The sequence below is a fragment of the Enterobacter sp. 18A13 genome, assembly GCF_007035975.1.
GTDB classification, from domain to species: Bacteria; Pseudomonadota; Gammaproteobacteria; order Enterobacterales; family Enterobacteriaceae; genus Enterobacter; species Enterobacter vonholyi.
The window spans coordinates 2119296-2138975 of record NZ_AP019634.1 but is presented as its reverse complement, the minus strand read 5'-3'; the positions used below and the strand labels follow the sequence as shown (position 1 = coordinate 2138975).

14 protein-coding genes are annotated in these 19680 nt (G+C 55.2%); 6 read left to right on the top strand and 8 right to left on the bottom strand.

The genetic code is table 11. The features are described from left to right. The first annotated feature begins 30 nt into the window (after positions 1-30). From paaZ to FOY93_RS10495, 3 genes are all read left to right on the top strand, one after another. Entirely contained in the window at positions 31-2073 is a 2043-nt protein-coding gene (paaZ, locus tag FOY93_RS10505; RefSeq protein WP_143345049.1) for a phenylacetic acid degradation bifunctional protein PaaZ, read from the top strand. A 598-nt stretch (positions 2074-2671) separates the two neighbouring features. After that, positions 2672-4945 carry a primary-amine oxidase gene (gene tynA / locus FOY93_RS10500; RefSeq protein WP_143345048.1) on the top strand — a complete coding sequence of 758 codons (2274 nt, stop codon included), beginning with the start codon at positions 2672-2674 and terminating at the stop codon, positions 4943-4945. A gap of 118 nt (positions 4946-5063) precedes the next feature. Beyond that, complete coding sequence (locus FOY93_RS10495) at positions 5064-6170, top strand: GGDEF domain-containing protein (RefSeq protein WP_136194791.1); 1107 nt, start codon at positions 5064-5066, stop codon at positions 6168-6170. A gap of 42 nt (positions 6171-6212) precedes the next feature. Here FOY93_RS10495 and FOY93_RS10490 read toward each other — a convergent pair whose 3' ends face one another. Further along, positions 6213-7712, bottom strand: coding sequence for an aldehyde dehydrogenase family protein (locus tag FOY93_RS10490; protein WP_143345047.1), 1500 nt, complete (start codon positions 7710-7712; stop codon positions 6213-6215). A 241-nt stretch (positions 7713-7953) separates the two neighbouring features. Between FOY93_RS10490 and feaR the strand changes: the two genes are divergently transcribed. After that, complete coding sequence (gene feaR, locus FOY93_RS10485) at positions 7954-8862, top strand: transcriptional regulator FeaR (protein ID WP_143345721.1); 909 nt, start codon at positions 7954-7956, stop codon at positions 8860-8862. Here feaR and FOY93_RS10480 read toward each other — a convergent pair whose 3' ends face one another. The 5 genes from FOY93_RS10480 to FOY93_RS10460 all read right to left on the bottom strand — a co-directional run bounded on the left by FOY93_RS10480 (position 8863) and on the right by FOY93_RS10460 (position 13312). Beyond that, a complete protein-coding gene (locus tag FOY93_RS10480) occupies positions 8863-9180 on the bottom strand; it encodes a YdbL family probable chaperone protein (protein ID WP_115874948.1) in 318 nt (105 codons plus the stop codon). Between the two features lie 7 nt (positions 9181-9187). After that, positions 9188-9379, bottom strand: a complete 192-nt coding sequence (locus tag FOY93_RS10475; protein ID WP_014169918.1) for a YnbE family lipoprotein — start codon at positions 9377-9379, stop codon at positions 9188-9190. After that, entirely contained in the window at positions 9376-12015 is a 2640-nt protein-coding gene (locus tag FOY93_RS10470) for a YdbH family protein (RefSeq protein WP_133294320.1), read from the bottom strand. The genes FOY93_RS10475 and FOY93_RS10470 overlap by 4 nt, the downstream gene beginning before the upstream one ends. 215 nt (positions 12016-12230) lie before the next feature. After that, the gene (locus tag FOY93_RS10465) at positions 12231-12554 is read right to left on the bottom strand and encodes a hypothetical protein (RefSeq protein ID WP_115874946.1); all 324 of its coding nucleotides are present in this window, start codon (positions 12552-12554) and stop codon (positions 12231-12233) included. Positions 12555-12556: 2 nt separating this feature from the next. Beyond that, complete coding sequence (locus FOY93_RS10460; RefSeq protein WP_115874945.1) at positions 12557-13312, bottom strand: DUF4225 domain-containing protein; 756 nt, start codon at positions 13310-13312, stop codon at positions 12557-12559. A gap of 321 nt (positions 13313-13633) precedes the next feature. On the opposite strand from FOY93_RS10460, the gene FOY93_RS10455 reads away from it, so the two are divergent. Beyond that, entirely contained in the window at positions 13634-14623 is a 990-nt protein-coding gene (locus FOY93_RS10455) for a 2-hydroxyacid dehydrogenase (protein ID WP_127730659.1), read from the top strand. 19 nt (positions 14624-14642) lie between these two features. Here the strand turns inward: FOY93_RS10455 and FOY93_RS10450 are convergent, their stop codons facing one another. Then, positions 14643-15851: an MFS transporter gene (locus FOY93_RS10450; RefSeq protein WP_143345046.1), complete on the bottom strand. Its 1209-nt coding sequence runs from the start codon at positions 15849-15851 to the stop codon at positions 14643-14645. A 455-nt stretch (positions 15852-16306) separates the two neighbouring features. Here FOY93_RS10450 and FOY93_RS10445 point away from each other — a divergent pair, with 455 nt between their 5' ends. Continuing rightward, positions 16307-16978, top strand: coding sequence for an MgtC family protein (locus FOY93_RS10445; protein WP_133294317.1), 672 nt, complete (start codon positions 16307-16309; stop codon positions 16976-16978). 60 nt (positions 16979-17038) lie between these two features. Here FOY93_RS10445 and FOY93_RS10440 read toward each other — a convergent pair whose 3' ends face one another. Next, positions 17039-19621, bottom strand: a complete 2583-nt coding sequence (locus tag FOY93_RS10440; protein ID WP_133294316.1) for a bifunctional diguanylate cyclase/phosphodiesterase — start codon at positions 19619-19621, stop codon at positions 17039-17041. Positions 19622-19680 lie beyond the last annotated feature (59 nt).

The following is a 19680-nucleotide window of genomic DNA, read 5'->3' as shown; positions in this document are numbered from 1 at the left end:
AGTAAATTACGTAACATTTGGAGATAAGCGATGCAGCAGTTAGCCAGCTTCTTATCCGGTTCCTGGCAGTCTGGCCGGGGCCGCGAACGCACTATTCATCACGCCATCAGTGGCGAAGCGCTGTGGAGCGTGACCAGCGAAGGGCTGGATATGGCGGCCGCCCGCCGCTATGCGATTGATCGCGGCGGCGAAGCGCTTCACTCGATGACCTTTATCGAACGCGCAGCCATGCTGAAGGCGGTGGCAAAGCACCTGCTTAGCGAGAAAGAGACGTTTTATGCCCTGTCCGCCCAGACCGGGGCGACTAAAGCGGACAGCTGGGTGGACATTGAAGGCGGGATCGGCACCCTTTTCACTTACGCCAGCCTGGGCAGCCGCGAGCTGCCGGATGACACCGTGTGGCCGGAAGACGAGTTAATCCCGCTGTCGAAAGAAGGCGGCTTTGCGGCGCGCCACGTCCTGACCTCAAAATCCGGGGTGGCGGTGCACATCAACGCCTTTAACTTCCCCTGCTGGGGGATGCTGGAAAAGCTGGCGCCGACCTGGCTTGCCGGCATGCCCGCCATCATCAAACCCGCCACCGCCACCGCGCAGGTGACGCAGGCGATGGTGAAATCCATCGTCGACAGCGGGCTGGTGCCGGACGGTGCCATCAGCCTGATCTGCGGCGGCGCGGGCGATCTGCTCGACCAGCTCGACAGCCAGGACGTGGTGACCTTTACAGGCTCCGCCAGCACCGGGCAAAGCCTTCGCGTGCACCCGAATATCGTGGCGAATTCGATTCCGTTCACGATGGAAGCCGACTCCCTGAACTGCTGCGTGCTGGGGGAAGACGTCACCCCTGAGCAGCCAGAATTTGCCCTGTTCGTCCGGGAAGTGGTCCGCGAGATGACCGCCAAAGCCGGGCAAAAATGTACGGCCATTCGCCGGATTATCGTCCCGCAAAACCAGATTGACGCGGTGAGCCAGGCGCTGATTGCCCGCCTGGAAAAAGTGGTGGTGGGCGACCCGGCGCAGGAAGGGGTGAAAATGGGTGCGCTGGTCAACGCCGAACAGCGCGCGGACGTGCAGGAGAAAGTGGATCAGTTGATCGCCGCTGGCTGCCAGATCCGTCTGGGCGGCAAAGCGGATTTGCAGGCCGCGGGGGCGTTCTTCCCACCGACCCTGCTGTTCTGCCCGCAGCCGGATGAAACCCCGGCGGTGCACTCAACCGAAGCCTTTGGCCCGGTTGCGACGCTGATGCCGTATCGCGACGCGCGCCACGCAATGCAGCTTGCCCGCGCGGGCGGCGGCAGCCTGGCGGGCACGCTGGTCACCGCAGACCTGGACATTGCCCGCCAGTTTATTCTCGGCGCGGCGCGCGCCCACGGGCGTATTCAGATCCTTAACGAGGAATCATCAAAAGAGTCTACCGGCCACGGCTCCCCGCTTCCTCAGCTGGTGCACGGCGGCCCGGGTCGCGCGGGCGGCGGCGAAGAGCTGGGCGGCCTGCGCGCGGTGAAGCACTACCTGCAGCGCACGGCCATTCAGGGCAGTCCGACCATGCTGGCCGCCATCGGCAAGCAGTGGGTGCGTGGCGCAACGGTGCAGGAAGATCGCGTGCATCCGTTCCGCAAATACTTTGAGGAGCTACAGCCGGGCGACAGCCTGCTGACGCCGCGCCGCACCCTCACGGAAGCGGACATCGTGAACTTTGCCTGCCTGAGCGGCGATCACTTCTACGCCCATATGGACAAGATCGGCGCGGCAGAGTCGATCTTTGGCGAGCGCGTGGTGCACGGCTACTTCCTGATCTCCGCCGCGGCGGGACTGTTCGTTGATGCGGGCGTCGGGCCGGTGATTGCCAACTACGGCATGGAAAACCTGCGCTTTATCGAGCCGGTCAAACCGGGCGATACCATTCAGGTACGTCTGACCTGCAAGCGTAAAACGCTGAAGAAACAGCGCACCGCCGAGGAAAAACCGACCGGCGTGGTGGAATGGGCGGTTGAGATCTTCAACCAGCACCACCAGGCCGTGGCGCTTTACTCCATCCTGACGCTGGTGGCGCGCCAGCAGGGAGATTTCAGCTAACGCCCCTCACCCTGACCCTCTCCCCAAAGGGGGAGGAATCCCTGTAATTTTTTTAACCAGAAGCGATAAATTGCTTCAGGAAAATTAATGGCTTACAGCGATACCCTGGTCCGGCTGTAAATCGCCGAAGCGTTTCCGTAAGGCCGAGGCGAGGCGCAGGGATGCGCCGAGAGGGCGTGGCCTGCAGGGATGCAGGCTCATGCCCGACCCGATAGCCTGAAGGAATAAGCTGAGGGCACCGCGAAGCGGCGATTTACCGCCGGGAGCCCGGGTCGCCAGGGTGGTGGCGATTGAGCCACCCTGGCACGTTCACCGGTCATGTCGTTACAGAGTAGTAAGGAACATAAAGTGAACGGAATGACCACCACAGCCGTATGTTCCCCCTCACCCCAGCCCTCTCCCTCAAGGGAGAGGGGGTCGCCTGTGCTGACATCATTTGTGGGGAGAGGAAATGGCCCGGCATGTGATGTATCCCCGCTCTTTTTTTAACCTGGCAAGACTGGCAAATAACCTGGCAGATGCAGGCAAACGCTTTTCTCAGGCGCCTGTCAGGATAAGGCTGTCACAACACAATAAACACAACAAGATGAGGTCTACGATGGGAAGCAATTCTTCTTTTTCTGCCCGTAGAACGGCGCTGGCTATGGCCGTTGCGCTGTGTTGCGCCTGGCAATCCCCTGTTTTCGCCCACGGCAGTGAGGCGCATATGGTCCCGATGGACAAAACGCTGCAGGACTTTGGCGCCGACGTTCAGTGGGATGATTACGCACAGATGTTCACCATTGCGAAAGACGGTGCCTTAGTGAAGGTCAAGCCGGGCGCTAAAACCGCCATCGTCAACGGTAAAACCCTCAGGCTTGAGGTGCCGGTGGTGATGAAAGGCAAGAAAGCCTTTATTTCCGATACCTTTATCAACGATGTTTTCCAGTCCGGTCTTGACCAGACCTTCCAGGTTGAAAAACGCCCTCACCCGCTAAACGCGCTGACGGCGGACGAAATTAAGCAGGCCGTTGAGATTGTGAAAGCCTCGGCGGACTTTAAGCCTAATAGCCGCTTTACCCAGATTGCCCTTGCAGAGCCAGAGAAAGCCAAAGTGTGGGACTTTGTGCTTAACGGTACGGCGGTGGATGCACCGCGTCAGGCAAAGATTGTGATGCTCGATGGAAAGCACGTTATCGAAAGCCTGGTGGATCTGAAGGATAAAAAAATCCTGCGCTGGGAGCCGGTGAAAGACGCGCACGGCATGGTGCTGCTGGATGATTTCACCGCGGTACAGCAGATCGTTAACGAGAGTACGGAATTTGCCGAGGTGCTTAAAAAACACGGCATCACCGACCCGAAAAAAGTGATTACCACGCCGCTGACCGTCGGCTATTTCGACGGTAAAGACGGCCTGAAGCAGGAAGATCGCCTGCTGAAGGTGGTGAGCTATCTGGACGTAGGCGACGGCAACTACTGGGCGCACCCGATTGAGAACCTGGTTGCCGTGGTCGATCTTGAGCAGAAAAAGATCCAGAAGATTGAAGAAGGCGCCGTTGTTCCGGTCCCTATGACGCCGCGCCCCTACGATGGCCGCGATCGTATAGAAACGCCGAAAAAACCGCTCGACATCATCGAGCCGGAAGGTAAGAACTACACCATTACCGGCGATATGGTGCACTGGCAGAACTGGGATTTCCACCTGAGCCTGGACTCTCGCGTCGGTCCGATGATTTCAACCGTCACGTATAACGACAACGGCAAAAAGCGCCAGATTATGTATCAGGGGTCGCTCGGCGGCATGATCGTCCCTTACGGCGATCCGGACGTGGGCTGGTACTTCAAGGCCTATCTTGATTCCGGCGACTACGGCATGGGTACCTTGACCTCCCCTCTGGTGCGCGGTAAAGACGTGCCGTCCAACGCGGTGATGCTCAACGAAACTATCCCGGACTATACCGGCTCGCCGATGGAGATCCCGCGCGCGATTGCGATTTTCGAACGCTACGCGGGGCCGGAATATAAGCATCAGGAGATGGGCCAGCCTAACGTAAGCACCGAGCGCCGCGAACTGGTGGTGCGCTGGGTGAGTACCGTGGGCAATTACGATTACATCTTCGACTGGGTGTTCCATGAAAATGGCACCATCGGCATTGACGCCGGCGCGACGGGTATCGAAGCGGTGAAAGGCGTGCAGGCAAAAACCATGCACGATGCCACCGCCAAAGACGATACAAAATACGGCACGCTGATCGACCACAACATCGTAGGCACCACGCACCAGCACATCTACAACTTCCGTCTTGATATGGACGTGGACGGCATCAACAACAAGCTGGTGGCGATGGATCCGGAAGTGAAGCCGAATACCGCCGGGGGCCCGCGCACCAGCACCATGCAGATTAATCAGTACGATATTGATACCGAGCAGCAGGCGGCGCAGAAGTTCGACCCGGGCACGATTCGACTGCTGAGCAACACAAGTAAAGAGAACCGCATGGGCAACCCGGTCTCGTACCAGATTATCCCTTACGCGGGGGGGACGCACCCGGTGGCAACCGGCGCGAAATTTGCACCGGACGAGTGGATTTACCATCGCCTGAGCTTTATGGACAAACAGTTGTGGGTGACCCGTTACCATCCGGATGAGCTCTACCCGGAAGGGAAATTCCCGAACCGCTCCATCCACGACACGGGCCTTGGGCAGTACAGCAAGGATAACGAGTCGCTGAACGATCAGGATGACGTGGTCTGGATGACCACCGGCACCACCCACGTGGCGCGCGCGGAAGAGTGGCCGATCATGCCAACGGAATGGGTGCATACCCTGCTTAAGCCGTGGAACTTCTTCGACGAGACGCCAACGCTCGGGAAGAAAAAAGACGAAAAATAACCACCCGCCGGGCAATAGCCCGGTTTTTTTTGCCCTGGCGTTTGAGGATCGTCCTGGCTTGCTTATAGTTACAGATATCTCATCGACATGATTTATCCCCCGGACGGGAAAGGGCTTTATGGAAAAAAGAAAAAAACCGTCGCTGGAACGGGCGACCTGGCCAACGCGCCATGCCATGGTCATGCACGGGCTGGCGATGAACCTGCCGTGGCTGGCCTTCGTCAATATCAGCTTTGCGGTGATGATTCTGCTGCGACACGTTCTGCTTAAGCCCAGCGATCCCCTTTATCCCCACTCGCCCCAGCTGACGAGAATGGTTGATGCCTCCATGCTCGGTATTATCATCCTCTCGGCCGCGCTGATCCTCATGGCCTGGCGGCGTATCGCCGGTATCAGCGTGGTGTTGTTTATCTGTAGCGCTATCTGGTCGGTCTCCTGCTTCTGGTTTATCACCCAGCTGCTGCTCCCGCACGTCTGGCCGCTGTGCGTTATTCTGTTACTCGCCGGTTTGACGGCGCTCTATTTCTACCCTGAAGGGCTGCTCGCATTTGTGCTCCCGCTCTGGATCACCCTGCCGGTAGCAAGCTGGATACGAAACGATGGCCTCAACCTACACTTCGTTGTTATCTGGAGCGTGTTTACGCTGATCCTGATCTGCGGGCGTTTCATTCTGCTGAGCTGGTTTGACGAAGCCTGGCGACGTAACCAGCAAAATCAGCTGCTTATTTCGCGGCTGGACGCGCTGGCGCATCAGGACCCGTTAACCAAAACCGCCAATCGCCGGAAAATGGAGGTGGTGCTGGAGAACGCGGTTGAGCAGAAAAAAACCTTCTCGGTGATCATGCTGGATATCGACTACTTCAAGCGCTACAACGATACCTACGGGCACCAGGCGGGCGACGACTGTCTGACGCGCGTGGCGCGCGTGCTGAAGCAGTCCGTGCGCACGCCTGACGATGTGGTGTCACGCTACGGCGGCGAAGAGTTTCTGGTGATTCTGTTTAATTGCCCGGAGAACATCGCGGAAAAGGTAGCCCTGCGTATTCAGGACGGCCTGCGTACGGAAGCCATACCGCACGGCGCCTCGACGGTCAGCGACCATGTCACCGTGAGCATGGGGATTGCGAGCATGGCCGAGGGGTTAGCGGGCACCGAGATCATCGCCCGCGCCGATGCGGCGCTGTATCGGGCGAAAGAGGCAGGTCGGGATCGGTGGTCGCTGTAGAAAAAAAGCCGGGTGGCGGCTACGCCTTACCCGGCTTGCTTTTTAATACCGCACGCACACCGACTTGGTTTCACACCAGCCGTCCAGCCAGTCCGGGCCAAAATCGCGTCCGGTACCGGACTGCTTCATGCCGCCGAACGGCAGGTTGGCGTCGATCAGCGTATGGCTGTTCACCCAGACGGTGCCCGCCTGCAGCCTGTCGGTATATTCCAGCGCCTTGCTGATATTCTGCGTCCAGACGCTGGCCGTCAGGCCATATTCAGTGTCATTTGCCAGCTGGAGCGCCTCTTCCCCGTCGGAGACGCGCACCAGGTTGACCACCGGGCCAAACACCTCTTCGCGGGTCAGGCGCAGCGAGGCATCCGGGTTCACCACCAGCGTAGGTGAAACGTAATAGCCTTTGCCTTCCGGCCCCCGGTTACCGACGATCAGCTCCGCGTGGCGCGACTTCGCCTCATCGAGGAAGGTCTGCACCTTGTCGCAATGCGCGCGCGACACCAGCGGGTTAATAAACGCTTCCGGCGACATGCCTGGCCCGACGCTCAGGGATTTCACCGTCTGTTCAAACCCGCTGACCAGCGTGTCAAACAGCGGCGCCTCAATGTAGATGCGCGAGCTCGCCGCGCACACCTGCCCCTGGTTCAGGAAGCTGCCGGTCATCAGGCCTTCGATCACCCACGCGGGGTCCGCATCCTTGAGCACAATTGCCGGGTTTTTCCCGCCCAGCTCCAGGGTCACGCCGGTTAGCGTGTCCGCCGCCGCGCGGGCAATTTGCTTACCCGTCGCCGTTGAGCCGGTGAAGCTCACCTTCGCGATATGCGGATGAGAGGTCAGCGCCGCGCCACACACCGCGCCGCTCCCGGTCACCACGTTGAACACCCCATCCGGGATGCCCGCTTCACTGGCCAGTTCTGCCACGCGCAGCATAGTCAGAGGCGTGGTTTCAGACGGCTTAATGACGATAGAGCAGCCAGCTGCCAGCGCTGGCATCACTTTCCACATGCCGATCATCAGCGGGAAGTTCCATGGCACAATCCCGGCCACCACGCCAACCGGCTCTTTACGCGTCCACGCCTGATAGCGGGCACCCTGCGGCAGCGGGATAGAAAGATCGAGAGTCTTACCCGAAATTTTGGTGGTCAACCCGGCGGTATAGCGCATCCAGTTCAGGGTGCAGCCGACTTCAAACATACGGGAAATGTTGATGGATTTGCCCTGCTCCAGCGTTTCAAGCTGGGCCAACTCCTCGCTGTGCTGTTCCACCAGATCGGCGAAATGGAGCAGGATCCGCTCGCGCTCCGCCGGGAGTTTTCCGGCCCAGGTGCGGGCCACAAAGGCGCGCCAGCCGGACATGACGGCACGATCAACGTCATCGACGCTGGCATCGGCAGTCGAGGCAATCACCTCGCCCGTAGCCGGGTTGTAGACGTTCAGCCGCTTTTCACTGTCCGACGCGGCCTGACGCCCTTCAATCCACAGGCCATGCTGTCGGTCTAAAAACTGCTGCACGGCAGGCTGAATAGCCACCTGTGATTCAGACATAGGATACTCCTTCGTTATTCTTCGCAGGGTGTTCATCCAGTCTAAGAGGGGTTTTGCATTCTCGCTTTTGTCTCTGTGACATTCGCTTTGCCACCTGTGACAGGCTCCGCAAATCGCGATAATTGCCGCTTATATCGCTGTTACCGGTGAGTGTTCTTTCCTATAGTCAGCCTCATAGCTCTGACAAAATGCAACACAAATGCAACAATGCGAAAACGTTGACGGTGCAGTGAGAGAAACGATGGCGTGTGCAAGCGAGCAGGAACAGTATCAGCATTGGCTGGCGCAAATTAACCAGGTTTGCGGGCGTTTTAACGCGCAGCCCACCGGGGGTAAATTCTACGGCGAGCTGGAGACCAGCTATGCGCGCAGCCTGAAGCTCAGTACCGTGACCGCGGGTGGCGTTAACCTGTTCCGCTCCCGTCAGGAGATCAAACAGAGTAACGATGCCTGGTTCTATACCGTGTTCCAGCTCGAAGGGAGTGCAGAAATTGAGCAGGATGACCGTCGCGCGCTGCTCAAAACCGGTGATATCACGCTGATTGACGCGTCGCGTCCCTGTTCAATCAACTGGCAGGAAAAATCCCGCCAGATTTCGCTCCTGGTTCCGCGTCAGATTATTGAGCAGCAGTGTCGTTTCCAGGAGATAAGCTGCGCGACCGCCCTTTCCCGCACCTTACCCACGGTACAGCTGAGCCATCGCCTGTTGATGGAGAGTATGAGCAATGCCGACCTGAGCGATCGTGAAAGCGAAGCGGCGCTCGAAGCGATGATCTGCCTGCTGCGCCCCGCTTTCCAGCAACGTGAAATCATTCAGCCGCGCAAGGAGCGCCAGTTCCAGCATGTGGTGGCGCTGATTGACGACCATATTCAGTCTGAATCGCTGCGTCCTGAATGGATTGCCGCCGAGAGCGGTATGTCCGTGCGCAGCCTCTACCGCATGTTTGCCGAAAAGGGGCTGGTGGTCGCGCAGTACATTAAAAACCGTCGCCTGGATCTCTGCGCGCAGGTACTGCGCACTGCTGGCGATGATGAAAAGCTGGCGGGCATTGGCTACAGCTGGGGGTTTACCGACCATAGCCATTTTTCAACGGCGTTTAAGCAGCGTTTTGGCGTCTCGCCGGGTGAATACCGCAGGCGCTACCGCTAGCTACTTTCTGAGCCATTTTCCGTTAATACCCTTCACGTACTCGCCCGGCTGCGCGCGGGCAACCAGTTTTTGCCCAGCCATTTTGGCCACTTCATCGACCGGCAAATTATTGCTGTCAGCCAGCTTCTGGTAGCTTTCCGTGCGCGCCGCGTTGATGCGATTGACCAGCGCCAGCGTTTCGGCGTCCTGTTGAATCGGGGCCAGATAACCGCTGAGGGTTTCCCCCACGCGCCCCTGCGCCCGGGCATCGTTCAGGGTGAGCGTAGCCGCCTGTACGTTCATCCCCAGCGCCAGCAAAATCAGAGCTACTCGTTTCATGGCGTCCTCAGAACAGATCGCTGCGCGATTTCAGCAGGGTTTCGACGTCTTTATCGACCTTAATGTGGATCTCATGTTCGATTTTGACATTCATATTGATGGTAATCGGCTCCTTTGGCGCAGCGACTTCAATGCGCGGCGTACAGCCGGTCAGTAGCGCGGCAACGGCAACGGTGAGCACACCAGCCATCTTTTTCATTGTTGTTCCTCACTTTCCTTGCCGGTCGAACTGCGGGGAGCAGGTATCGCCGCATGTTGCTCAAACCAGGTTTGCAGGTTGTCCCCAAAGCGCAGGCTACGCCAGAGGGTAAAGACATTCTCGTCATGGGTATAGTTCAGGTTGACGGAGCTGCTTTTGCCATCCACCCAGCTGTTCCCCTTGATGGTCGCCTGCATGGTTAATTCACCCAGATTATCTAAATTGATTCTCGTCCACGAACGCGAAATTTCCATATAGCGGAGCCAGTTAATCGCGGCACCCGCAACCATATTATCTTTAACGATGGCGTCGGCCGTATCTTTGTCGATGCGCAGCGTCATTGGGCCCGGGTTGGTGAGCCAGCCATCTTCAATGATCCATTTTTCATTGTCCAGCCAGAACGGCAGCGCCCCGCTGACTGGCCCCGACATGGCAAACTGTTTCGGATTAACGGCGCTAATCAGCTCGCTCGAAGAGATATTGTCCACCCGCAGCAGGGCCGGATCGTGCTGCGGCATCCGCAGCTGCTGCATGGTGATCTTCCCGCCGAGGGTTTCCACCTTCACGTTGGTGAGCAGCAGCGGATTGTCCTCCGTCCAGGGATAGTCCCCCTGTAGATCGGCAGTAATGTTGCGCGCGGTCACCAGGTTTACCACTTCACCGATGCGCAGCGTCACCGGACCGCGCGTGCCCAGAGACCAGGTTCCGTCGCTGAAGCGAAACGGCAGCAAAAAATCGACGCCGTTAATCTGGTTATCCGGCATCCAGGCGCTGCCGGATTTCAGCACGCCGTGCCCGCCCGCTTCAAAACCCTGATCGGCCGCCGCCGAGAAGGCGACCTGCGCATACAGTTCCCCGTCGCGCAGCGTCATTTTCCAGTCAGGCGGGATCAGCGGCTGGAATACGGTGAGAGACTGTTTCGGCCACCAGGCCTGCCCGCGCAGGCGTACGCCATCCCAGCGCCCGTTTACCTGTACCGGACCGATTTTGTCCGCGTGGAGGTCGCCCTTAAACTGAAAAATAGTCGGGTCGGTGCCGTCGACGCTAAAGGTCAGGACCGATGGCGGCAACACGCTGCCGCCGGAGAAACGGGTTTGCCCGGCGTTAAGCGACAGCGCGCCGCTGAAGGTCGGTTTTTCGGGGTCACGTAACCAGCGCACCGGTTGATCCAGCACCAGGCGAGGCTTGCTGACCTCCATCGTGCCGTACTGGAGCTTGTCAAAACCGGTGGAAAGCGCCGTCAGCTCAATAAGATTGTCGCGCCACTCGCCTTTCCCGGCGACATCCCAGCGGGCATGCATCGGCGTAAAACCGCCTTTACCCCAGTAGCGCCACTGCCACAGGCCGTTATCGGGTAAGAAGTCGCTGGCCTGACCGTCCAGGTGGAGTTCAAAATCGCCCATCTCGTTTTCATGGGCGCGCAGAATCGCCTGTAAACGACCGTCCACCCCCTTCTGGGTGAGCTTCACGCCCGCCAGCGGCCAGCGGATTTCATCGATATCAAGTGAGTCAATGATGCGCCCGCGCGAGCGGAGCAGCGCGCCCGGCTCAAAGGCCAGCTTCGGTTCATACAGGCTGCCGGTCAGCGTTGCGGGCAATTTAGCGTAAAGAATGAGATCGTTTTGCTTTGCCTCGCCGCTCAGGTGCAGAGGCATGTCGCTGTTTTCCATGCTGAGCCTGCCTGGCCCGATATTCAGTACCGCGTTCCCTTTCCCCGCATCACCGTGGGTAAGCACATTCAGCCGTCCGGTCAGGGTGGCTTTCTCCAGCCCCTGCTGCCAGTTGTCGGCGCGAAGGGACACCCGCCCGCTCAGCGGCATACCCGAGAGATCCCAGTTCCAGCGCCCGTCGCTGATGTTCAGCTGTTCCGCCGTGATCTGCCACGGCAGGTCGAGCAGCGGATCGGGATTGTCCCGCGCCATCACCACCAGCTGTCCCTGATTGTCTTCCCAGTCCAGATCGGCATCGACCAGAGACGTCAACTGTGGCACGTTAAAGGTCGCGACCGCGTGGCCTTTCACCGGTACGCCATCCGGTACCAGCGGCAGGGTAAATTCGCCCACCAGCTTAATCGGCTGCGGCTGGTCCGGGAGCTGTACATCGAACTGGCTGACCGAGAGCGTCTGACCGCGAAGCGTGCCTTTAATGCTGACCTGCTCGCCTTTATAGGCGATCTCCTGACTGGACGGGGTCAGCGACGCACGCAGCTCGCCCTGCCACTGCTGCCAGGGAGAGAGCGTCAGACGGTGAATCGTGAGCCAGGTATTGGGTAATACTGCCTGCCATTGCGCGAGCGTTTTCGGGGCGACCGTTGAAGGCGCTGACTGAGGAATTTTGCTCAGACAGACGGAATTTAAATCCAGCGCGCCGATATCCAGCTTCCAGCGGCTCGGATGTGACAGCGTCACGTTATCGATGCGGGCAATTTCGCAGTCTTCAACCAGATAGCGAAGATTGGGGATCACCAGCGCGTGGCGGGTTAGTTTCGGGCTCTCTTCGAACGCGATGCGCGTCCCCACGGGCAGCCAGATCCCGGCGAGCGTCGGGACCCACTGGGCGAGCGTCATCAGCAGCGTCAGCGGCAACAGTATGAACAGCAGTAAAAGCGCAAGAGCGGCTTTGTATTTACCCTTCATGGGCAGTTAATATCCTGATTTAGCGAAAGAATTAAGCCGGCAGTGCGAACATTGTCGCATGTTTAGCGGTTGAGTTGAAGTTAACGCCAAGATTAAGGATAGATGCTGGAAATAGTATGAGGTAACTTTTTTGCTATGCGTAACCTAAAGAACACATTTTATATTCAGTGGGTTACGCATCATTTCAGGCGTAAAAAAGGGAAAACACTGCGAAACTAATACCTGTTCCTGGGCATTGCCAGCAGGTAAAGCATAGCGAATATCAATGACCCCCAGTACACCGAATCGTACCGCCAGGGATCAAAATCGATATGTAAAAAACCGCGAACAAACTCATAGCCGTTGGCAAAAACGTTAATTTGGATGGCTGCAATGGCTATCACAAACAGCGTATAGGCTATGAACAGAGGATATTTACGAAGCCTGTTAACCTTGAGTTTTCCGAGGTACAACAGGCAAAAAATAACAATAGATACAATAAAATAGCACACGGCAGGTAGAATCGGTGGGGTTAATGACAACTCGAACTGTTCTGACATAATTAATTCTCTTTAGCTATCTGGTACATCTGCCAACCTGTGACGCTTCCACTGGTTAAATCCAGAGCCATCGCTGTTTTAGAAGCCTCTTGCCATCCTCTGATATAATCAGATTCGATGTTGCGGAACAGACTCCAGGATTTTTCTCTGGGAGCCAGTACTCTCCTGCCCGCGCCATAGGCTGATAAAGAGATATCAACTACACCATATACAATATCAGCTTCATTATCCCCATAGCCGAGCATCGCTGCTGCGTAACGATAAGCATCTCTTAGCGTGCCAGACCGATCTTCACGATAGAGAAGATAGTATCCATTTTCATACATGTTGTTTAGCCCATGAGTGATCATAGGTGCACCATACGCAGCACAGGCAAGACCCAGCGAACCGACGCATAAACTAGCGCCGCCATACACTTGCGCCCCACCGGCAACGAAACCGATCTGTTTAAGCGCTAAAGTCGTCGTTGTTGTCCGATTTTTTTCAACAACGATGAATAATTTTGCCTTATTGAAGGTAAGTAAGTCATCTTGTTCCTTAAGATGGTGTATCTGTTCATCAAGAACTTGAATCCCGCCTGACCAGGTCAAGCAATGCGATTCGATCTCCCTTCTCAAACGAGCAACAAGTTGTTGAGTTTCAAAAAACATGCCAGAGGAACCATAAAGCAAATGCTTTGTGGCAATTCGCTGCGCAAGATTTTCAATCTCAGAAACTTTCTCCTCGAAATGACTTTTTTCCCGATTATGGTTGTACATTCGGTCTCCCTGTCATTTTTAAACAATAACGATAATACTACCTTTGATGTTAATACATTCAAAGAGCTACGCAATATCAATGATTACGCTGGTCACGTTTTCAGGCATTGGTAAACCACTGAGTCTCCCCAATGTTAAAACTAACAGACATGTCTCTGGTGTAACCCCCTTAAGAAAGCGTTGGATATGAATATCATGGAGTTAGGGTGGACATATGCTCTAGAATAATTGATAGAACTTATTGAATTCAATAATATTTTAGAAATTGTAAGATAATTTTAATCATGCTAACGTGAATGCAAAATCACTGGAGAAAGTCTTATGAAACTCGCGGTATATAGCACAAAGCAGTACGACAAAAAGTATCTGCAACATGTTAACGAGGCTTACGGGTTTGAGCTTGAATTTTTCGACTTTCTGCTGTCCGAAAAAACCGCCAAAACGGCGCACGGCTGTGAAGGCGTCTGCATTTTCGTAAACGATGACGGCAGTCGCCCGGTGCTGGAAGAGTTGAAAAGACAAGGGGTGAAGTACATCGCCCTGCGCTGTGCGGGCTTTAACAACGTGGATCTCGACGCGGCGAAAGAGCTGGGTCTGAAGGTGGTGCGCGTTCCGGCGTACTCCCCGGAAGCGGTGGCTGAACATGCGATTGGCATGATGATGTCGCTTAACCGTCGTATTCACCGCGCTTATCAGCGTACCCGTGACGCTAACTTCTCGCTGGAAGGACTGACCGGCTTTACCATGTACGGCAAAACCGCCGGCGTGATCGGCACCGGTAAAATTGGCGTGGCTGCCCTGCGCATTCTGAAAGGCTTTGGCATGCGTCTGCTGGCGTTCGATCCGTACCCGAGCGCCGCAGCGCTGGATCTGGGCGTGGAATATGTCGACCTGCCGACGCTGTTCTCGCAGTCCGACGTGATCTCCCTGCACTGCCCGCTGACGCCGGAGAACTACCACCTGCTTAACCAGGCGGCATTTGACCAGATGAAGGATGGCGTGATGATCATCAACACCAGCCGCGGCGGGCTGGTTGATTCGCAGGCCGCTATCGAAGCGCTGAAGACCCAGAAAATTGGCGCGCTGGGGATGGACGTGTATGAGAACGAACGCGATCTGTTCTTTGAAGACAAGTCGAATGATGTGATCCAGGACGACGTATTCCGTCGCCTCTCTGCCTGCCATAACGTGCTGTTTACCGGCCACCAGGCGTTTCTGACTGCCGAAGCGCTGATCAGCATTTCAGAAACCACGCTGGGGAACCTGCAGCAGCTGGAAAAAGGCGAAGCGTGCCCTAACGAACTGGCATAAGCGTGACGCCGGGTGGCGGCTATGGCCCACCCGGCGTACTGTCCGTTTCCCAGCTCCGGTGCGCAACGCGCCACCAGAGCAGGACGGCCACCAGCGCAATCGCGCTCAGGACACTGAATGCCGTGGCAAATGAGTAATGACCGGCAATCGTGCCGGTTAACGCCGGGCTCATGGATGCCCCTATCCCCTGCATCAGCATCACCACACTCTGCCCGGCATTGACGTGCCCGCTACCGCGCAGCAGCACAACGATAAACGACGGTACCACGACGCCCAGGATCCCTGCGGCCAGCCCGTCGAGAATTTGTACCGGGATCATCATGAGCGGCGCGTCCGTAGACGCCGCCAGCGCGGCGCGCACCGGCATCACCAGCAGCGCCAGCATAATCAAGCGCCAGTAGCCGTAGCGGTCTATTCGGTGGGCGACCCAGATGGCGACGGGGATCATCACGGCCTGAGAGATGATAACGGTGCCCGCCGCGTACAAACCGGGGTTGATCGATGCGGGTGCCGCGGCCACCCTCATGCTCAGCATCGGCAGCAGCGCGGCGTTCGCCAGATGAAACAGCAGCAGCGTCAGGCCTGTCACAAACAACGCCCGGTTTTTCATCAGCACGGCAAAGCCGGGAACCGGCAGGCTCTCCGAAGAGGACAGTCCTCTCGCCGCGTCGTTATCAATATCCCGGTTGCGAATGGCAAGCAGCGCGCAGAGCGTTAACAGCGTGGTACAGGTCATCAGCAGAAAAATCCCGCCGACTCCCCAGTACCAGGCAATGCCGCCTGCAATCAGTGCGGTAACAAAGTTGCCGCCGTGATTGAACGCTTCGTTTCTACCCATCTGCGCGCTGAACCCGCTCTGGCCGGTCAGACCCAGCGTAATCCCGGCGATCAGCGGCCCGACAAACGCCGCACAGATACCGGTGACGATTTGCGACACGGCGACAACGCCGCTCTGCTGGCTAAACCAGAGCAGGAGCGTGCTAAGGGTGATGAGCAGGCACACCAGCGCCAGCACGCTCCGCTTGCTGCGTGAGGTGTCGGTGATGAATCCCGCCGGCAGCGTGGCCAGTAATCCCGCCAGACCACCGGCCGTCATCAGGATGCCGATATCATCAGGGGTCCAGTGGCGTTCGGTCAGAAAAATACCGAGAAAAGGACCGAGGCCATCGCGGACATCCGCGATGAAAAAACTTGTCAGGCATAATGCCCGCAGCGAACGAAGAGACATACTTCCTGCCTTTGTCTGTTATCGCCTGAAAAAAAGGAAATGTAGTATACCGGGTATTTTTGAAAATCAGATGACGTCTTAAAAATATGCCTTTCGAACTTAAACAATTCATAACGGAGGCTGTTTTTTCGCTTTACTCATTATTTCGCCTGACTATACTGGCAATAAATTTTCACAGGAGACCTTCGTTGGAAAGTCATTTTATCGTCGATACGAAGGTAAGCTAGCGCAATTTTCTCGCTGCTTACCTGAAAGGGTGGGCAGCAATCCTCTTTAAGCGATTGTATCCCGAAATAGTAAAACCACTCAATTTGTGGGGCATCGCATGTTCATGTTTACACATTCACTCTTTCCGCCACCGTCGTCCTGACACGTTTAGCATTTAAACGGCGTTATGATGTGCTTAGCAAAGCACTGACGCTTATTATTTATTAACGTTTACAGGCGACAGGCTGATGCTCCCTTATATCTCTCATCTGCTCGCAGCGATGCTGCTGGGCGCAATTATTGGCGCGGAAAGACAGTGGCGCCAGCGTATGGCCGGACTTCGTACCAATGCACTGGTTGCCACGGGCGCGGCAGTGTTCATCTTAAGCTCGGTATCCACCTCTCCTGATAGTCCGGGGCGCATCGCAGCACAAATCGTCTCCGGAATAGGCTTTCTTGGCGCAGGCGTCATTATGCGTGAAGGAATGAATATTCGTGGTCTGAACACCGCCGCCACGCTGTGGTGCTCGGCCGGAATTGGCGTGCTATGTGGTTTAGGCCAGTTCTGGAATGCCGCTATGGCCAGCTTAATTATTCTCTGCGCCAACATATTGCTTCGCGAAGCCGCGCAGCGGATTAATCAGCTGCCCGTGCTCCATGAAGGCGAAAAAAGCTATGTTCTGAAAATCACCTGTGCTGACGAGCATGAAGATGCGGTGCGGCAAAGCGTCGTAAATATGGCGAAAGAGTTGACGTTAAGTCTGAAAGCGATTTATTCCGCCACGGCGCAGGCTGAGGGAAAAACCGAAATTCGGGCTGAGGTGATTACCCGTGAGGAATACCGAAAATTACTCGAACTGATTATGGGCAATATGGGCGGGAATAAAATTATTGCGTCCGTTAGCTGTCACGCAATGTAAATACTCAACCGGGCGAGAAGCCCGGTTTTTCAGTTACGCTTCCCTGAGTGAAAACGCGATTTAGAGATTTACTCTGCTTGCGTTTAAATTTAAGTCCGTAATGGCGACCGGTTTTCCAAGCAGGTAGCCCTGAACCTCATCACATTTATTTTCTTTAAGAAAAGAGAGCTGTTCGACGGTCTCCACCCCCTCTGCGGTTACCGCCATGGAATAGGCTTTCCCCAGGTCGATAATTTTCTCCACGACTGACTGGTTCTGCGGCGAGTCACCCAGGGTAAAAATAAAGCTCTTGTCGAGCTTAAGCCCATCAAATTGAAACTTCCGCAGATAGCTCAGAGAGGCGTAGCCGGTTCCGAAATCGTCAATCAGAATGCGCACGCCCATTTTTTTGAGAGACTTCATGGTCTGCAGCGTTTTTTCAGGATCGGAAAGCGTTACGTTTTCCGTCACTTCTATTTCCAGGCGGTTGGATTCAAGCCCTGTTTCGCGAAGTAGCTCTTTAATCCTTTCAGCAAGATCGCTTGCCTGGAATTCGATAGCAGAAATATTTACGGATACCGATAATCCCGGCAATTTTTCTTTCGTTTCCGCACACGCTTTGCGTATGACCCAGTTGCTCAGGCTAATAATAAGCCCGGTTTCTTCTGCCAGCGGAATAAACTGGTCGGGCATTATGGTCCCCCGAGTCGGGTGCTGCCAGCGTACCAGCGCTTCGACGGCCTCTATTTTAGAATACCGGAGGTTATAACGGGGCTGGTAAACCAGGTAGAGTTGTTCTTCGCGAATCGCGGTCTTCAGCTCTACTTCCAGTTTCCTGCGTTCGGTCAGCTTTTCCGACATATCCGGGCGATAATAGACCCATCGGTTTCTGCCGGATTGCTTTGCCTGATACAGCGCAATATCTGCATAGCGTAGAAGATCGTTTGCGCTGATGCTATCCCGGGGAGCCTGTGCAATGCCCATGCTTACACCTATCGCTACCTCATTCCCTTCAATGGAAAAAGGTCGGTTCAGTTCTTGCACAATACGGCGACACACCTCTTCAATCTGGTCTTGCTGGCTGGTGTTGCCGAGGAGAATCATAAATTCATCACCTCCCTGCCGTGCGACAAAATCACCTCGTCGAACGCAATATTTAAGACGTGAAGCGACCTCACCGAGCAGAGCATCCCCAGTAGAGTGCCCAAAAATATCATTGACGGGTTTAAACTTGTCTAAATCGAGACAAATCATGGCAAAGGGATAATGGTTAAGGTCTTCTTTAGCCAGCTGGCCTGCCAGAAATTCCTTAATATGATAGCGGTTCGGCAGACCGGTTAATTCATCATGACGTGACAGAAACTCCACACGTTTTGTTGCTTCAACTTCCTGAGAGACATCGGTTGCCGCGCCTCGCAAAACCACCGTTCCATCAGGCTGAGCAGAAAATTTTGCCAGGAGCGTGCAATATGACGTGGTTTGATGCGCGTGAGTATAAGGACAGTTTTTAAATTCAAAGCGCTCAGTTAAGTCCCGCTGGCTGGCACAGGCATGTGATAACCCGCTAGTCGACGGAAAGAGTTCATCCAGGCTGCGGCCTATCCATTTGCTATTTTCATATCCCGTTATTGTAGTAAAACGACCTGACAGCCATGTTATCTTTAACGATAAATCTGTTTCCCAGAACCAGTCGCTGGTTGTTTCACTGACGTCCCGGAATCGTTTTTCACTCGTAATTAGATTTAATCGCGCCTGCTCAAGGAGAAAGCTATTTTCATCAAGCATTCTCGCCTTGTGCATAATATGACGCATTAATATTAGCGTCATTGATACCGTCAGAACGACTGAAAGAATGAGTAATGGCAAAAAATAAATTATCAACGCCTGGCCGGGATTTTCACCGTCCCAGATAATTTGCACATCACCATTCTGGGTGCTTAAGGTAAATTCCGTCTGATTATTTATTTGAGAAGTCACTGTAGCCGGTGAGGTACGAACATTCAGAATGCCGGCATCCTGCCCAATCGTGAGGAGTTTTTTAGCCGTTAACTTATCTATAAACACCATTGTCGAAGATTTTCCCGGTAAGGGTTGCACGCTCGTATCATCGCCGGTCGTTATCCATTCAGCAGAAACAATGGCCGGGACCGAATTGATAAGCGTTAGCACAGAAACCGGCAATCCATTTTTTATGCTTATCTCACGCAGTAAACGGTCTTTGGTTGATTTGTCTAACCAGCGCTCCAGATCCTGAAGCTTCAGTTTCCCGTCAACCACGCTGTATCGCGTGCTCCCTTCCGGAGAGAGAACAAACACCCCTTCGTAGCCAAAGTTGTCATACAGGGACTTACCCAGATTCTGCTTATCCCATGCCCAGTGAACGTCAGTGGTCAGATGAAGATGTTTGTAGGCATCTCCCCACTCGGCATTGTCTTTCAAATGACTTCGCATGTTTTCCTGGCGGGTATCCAGGGCCTTCCTTAACAAAAATTCATCGTGCTTGTCGCTGATTTCATTAACATTATCTTTTATTATGAGCAGGGAAATTATTGCTGCAATAAAAATACTTATCAACAACGTTACTATATAGCTAAAAGTTTTATTTATCAGGCCTTTAGAAGGCTCGGTATCCGTGAAGCCCGGATTGTTCAGAGGTAGGGTCATCTTTCGCCTTCTTGACTGCTACTGCGTCGATTCTTATGCCATTTTCATTTATCGGCACA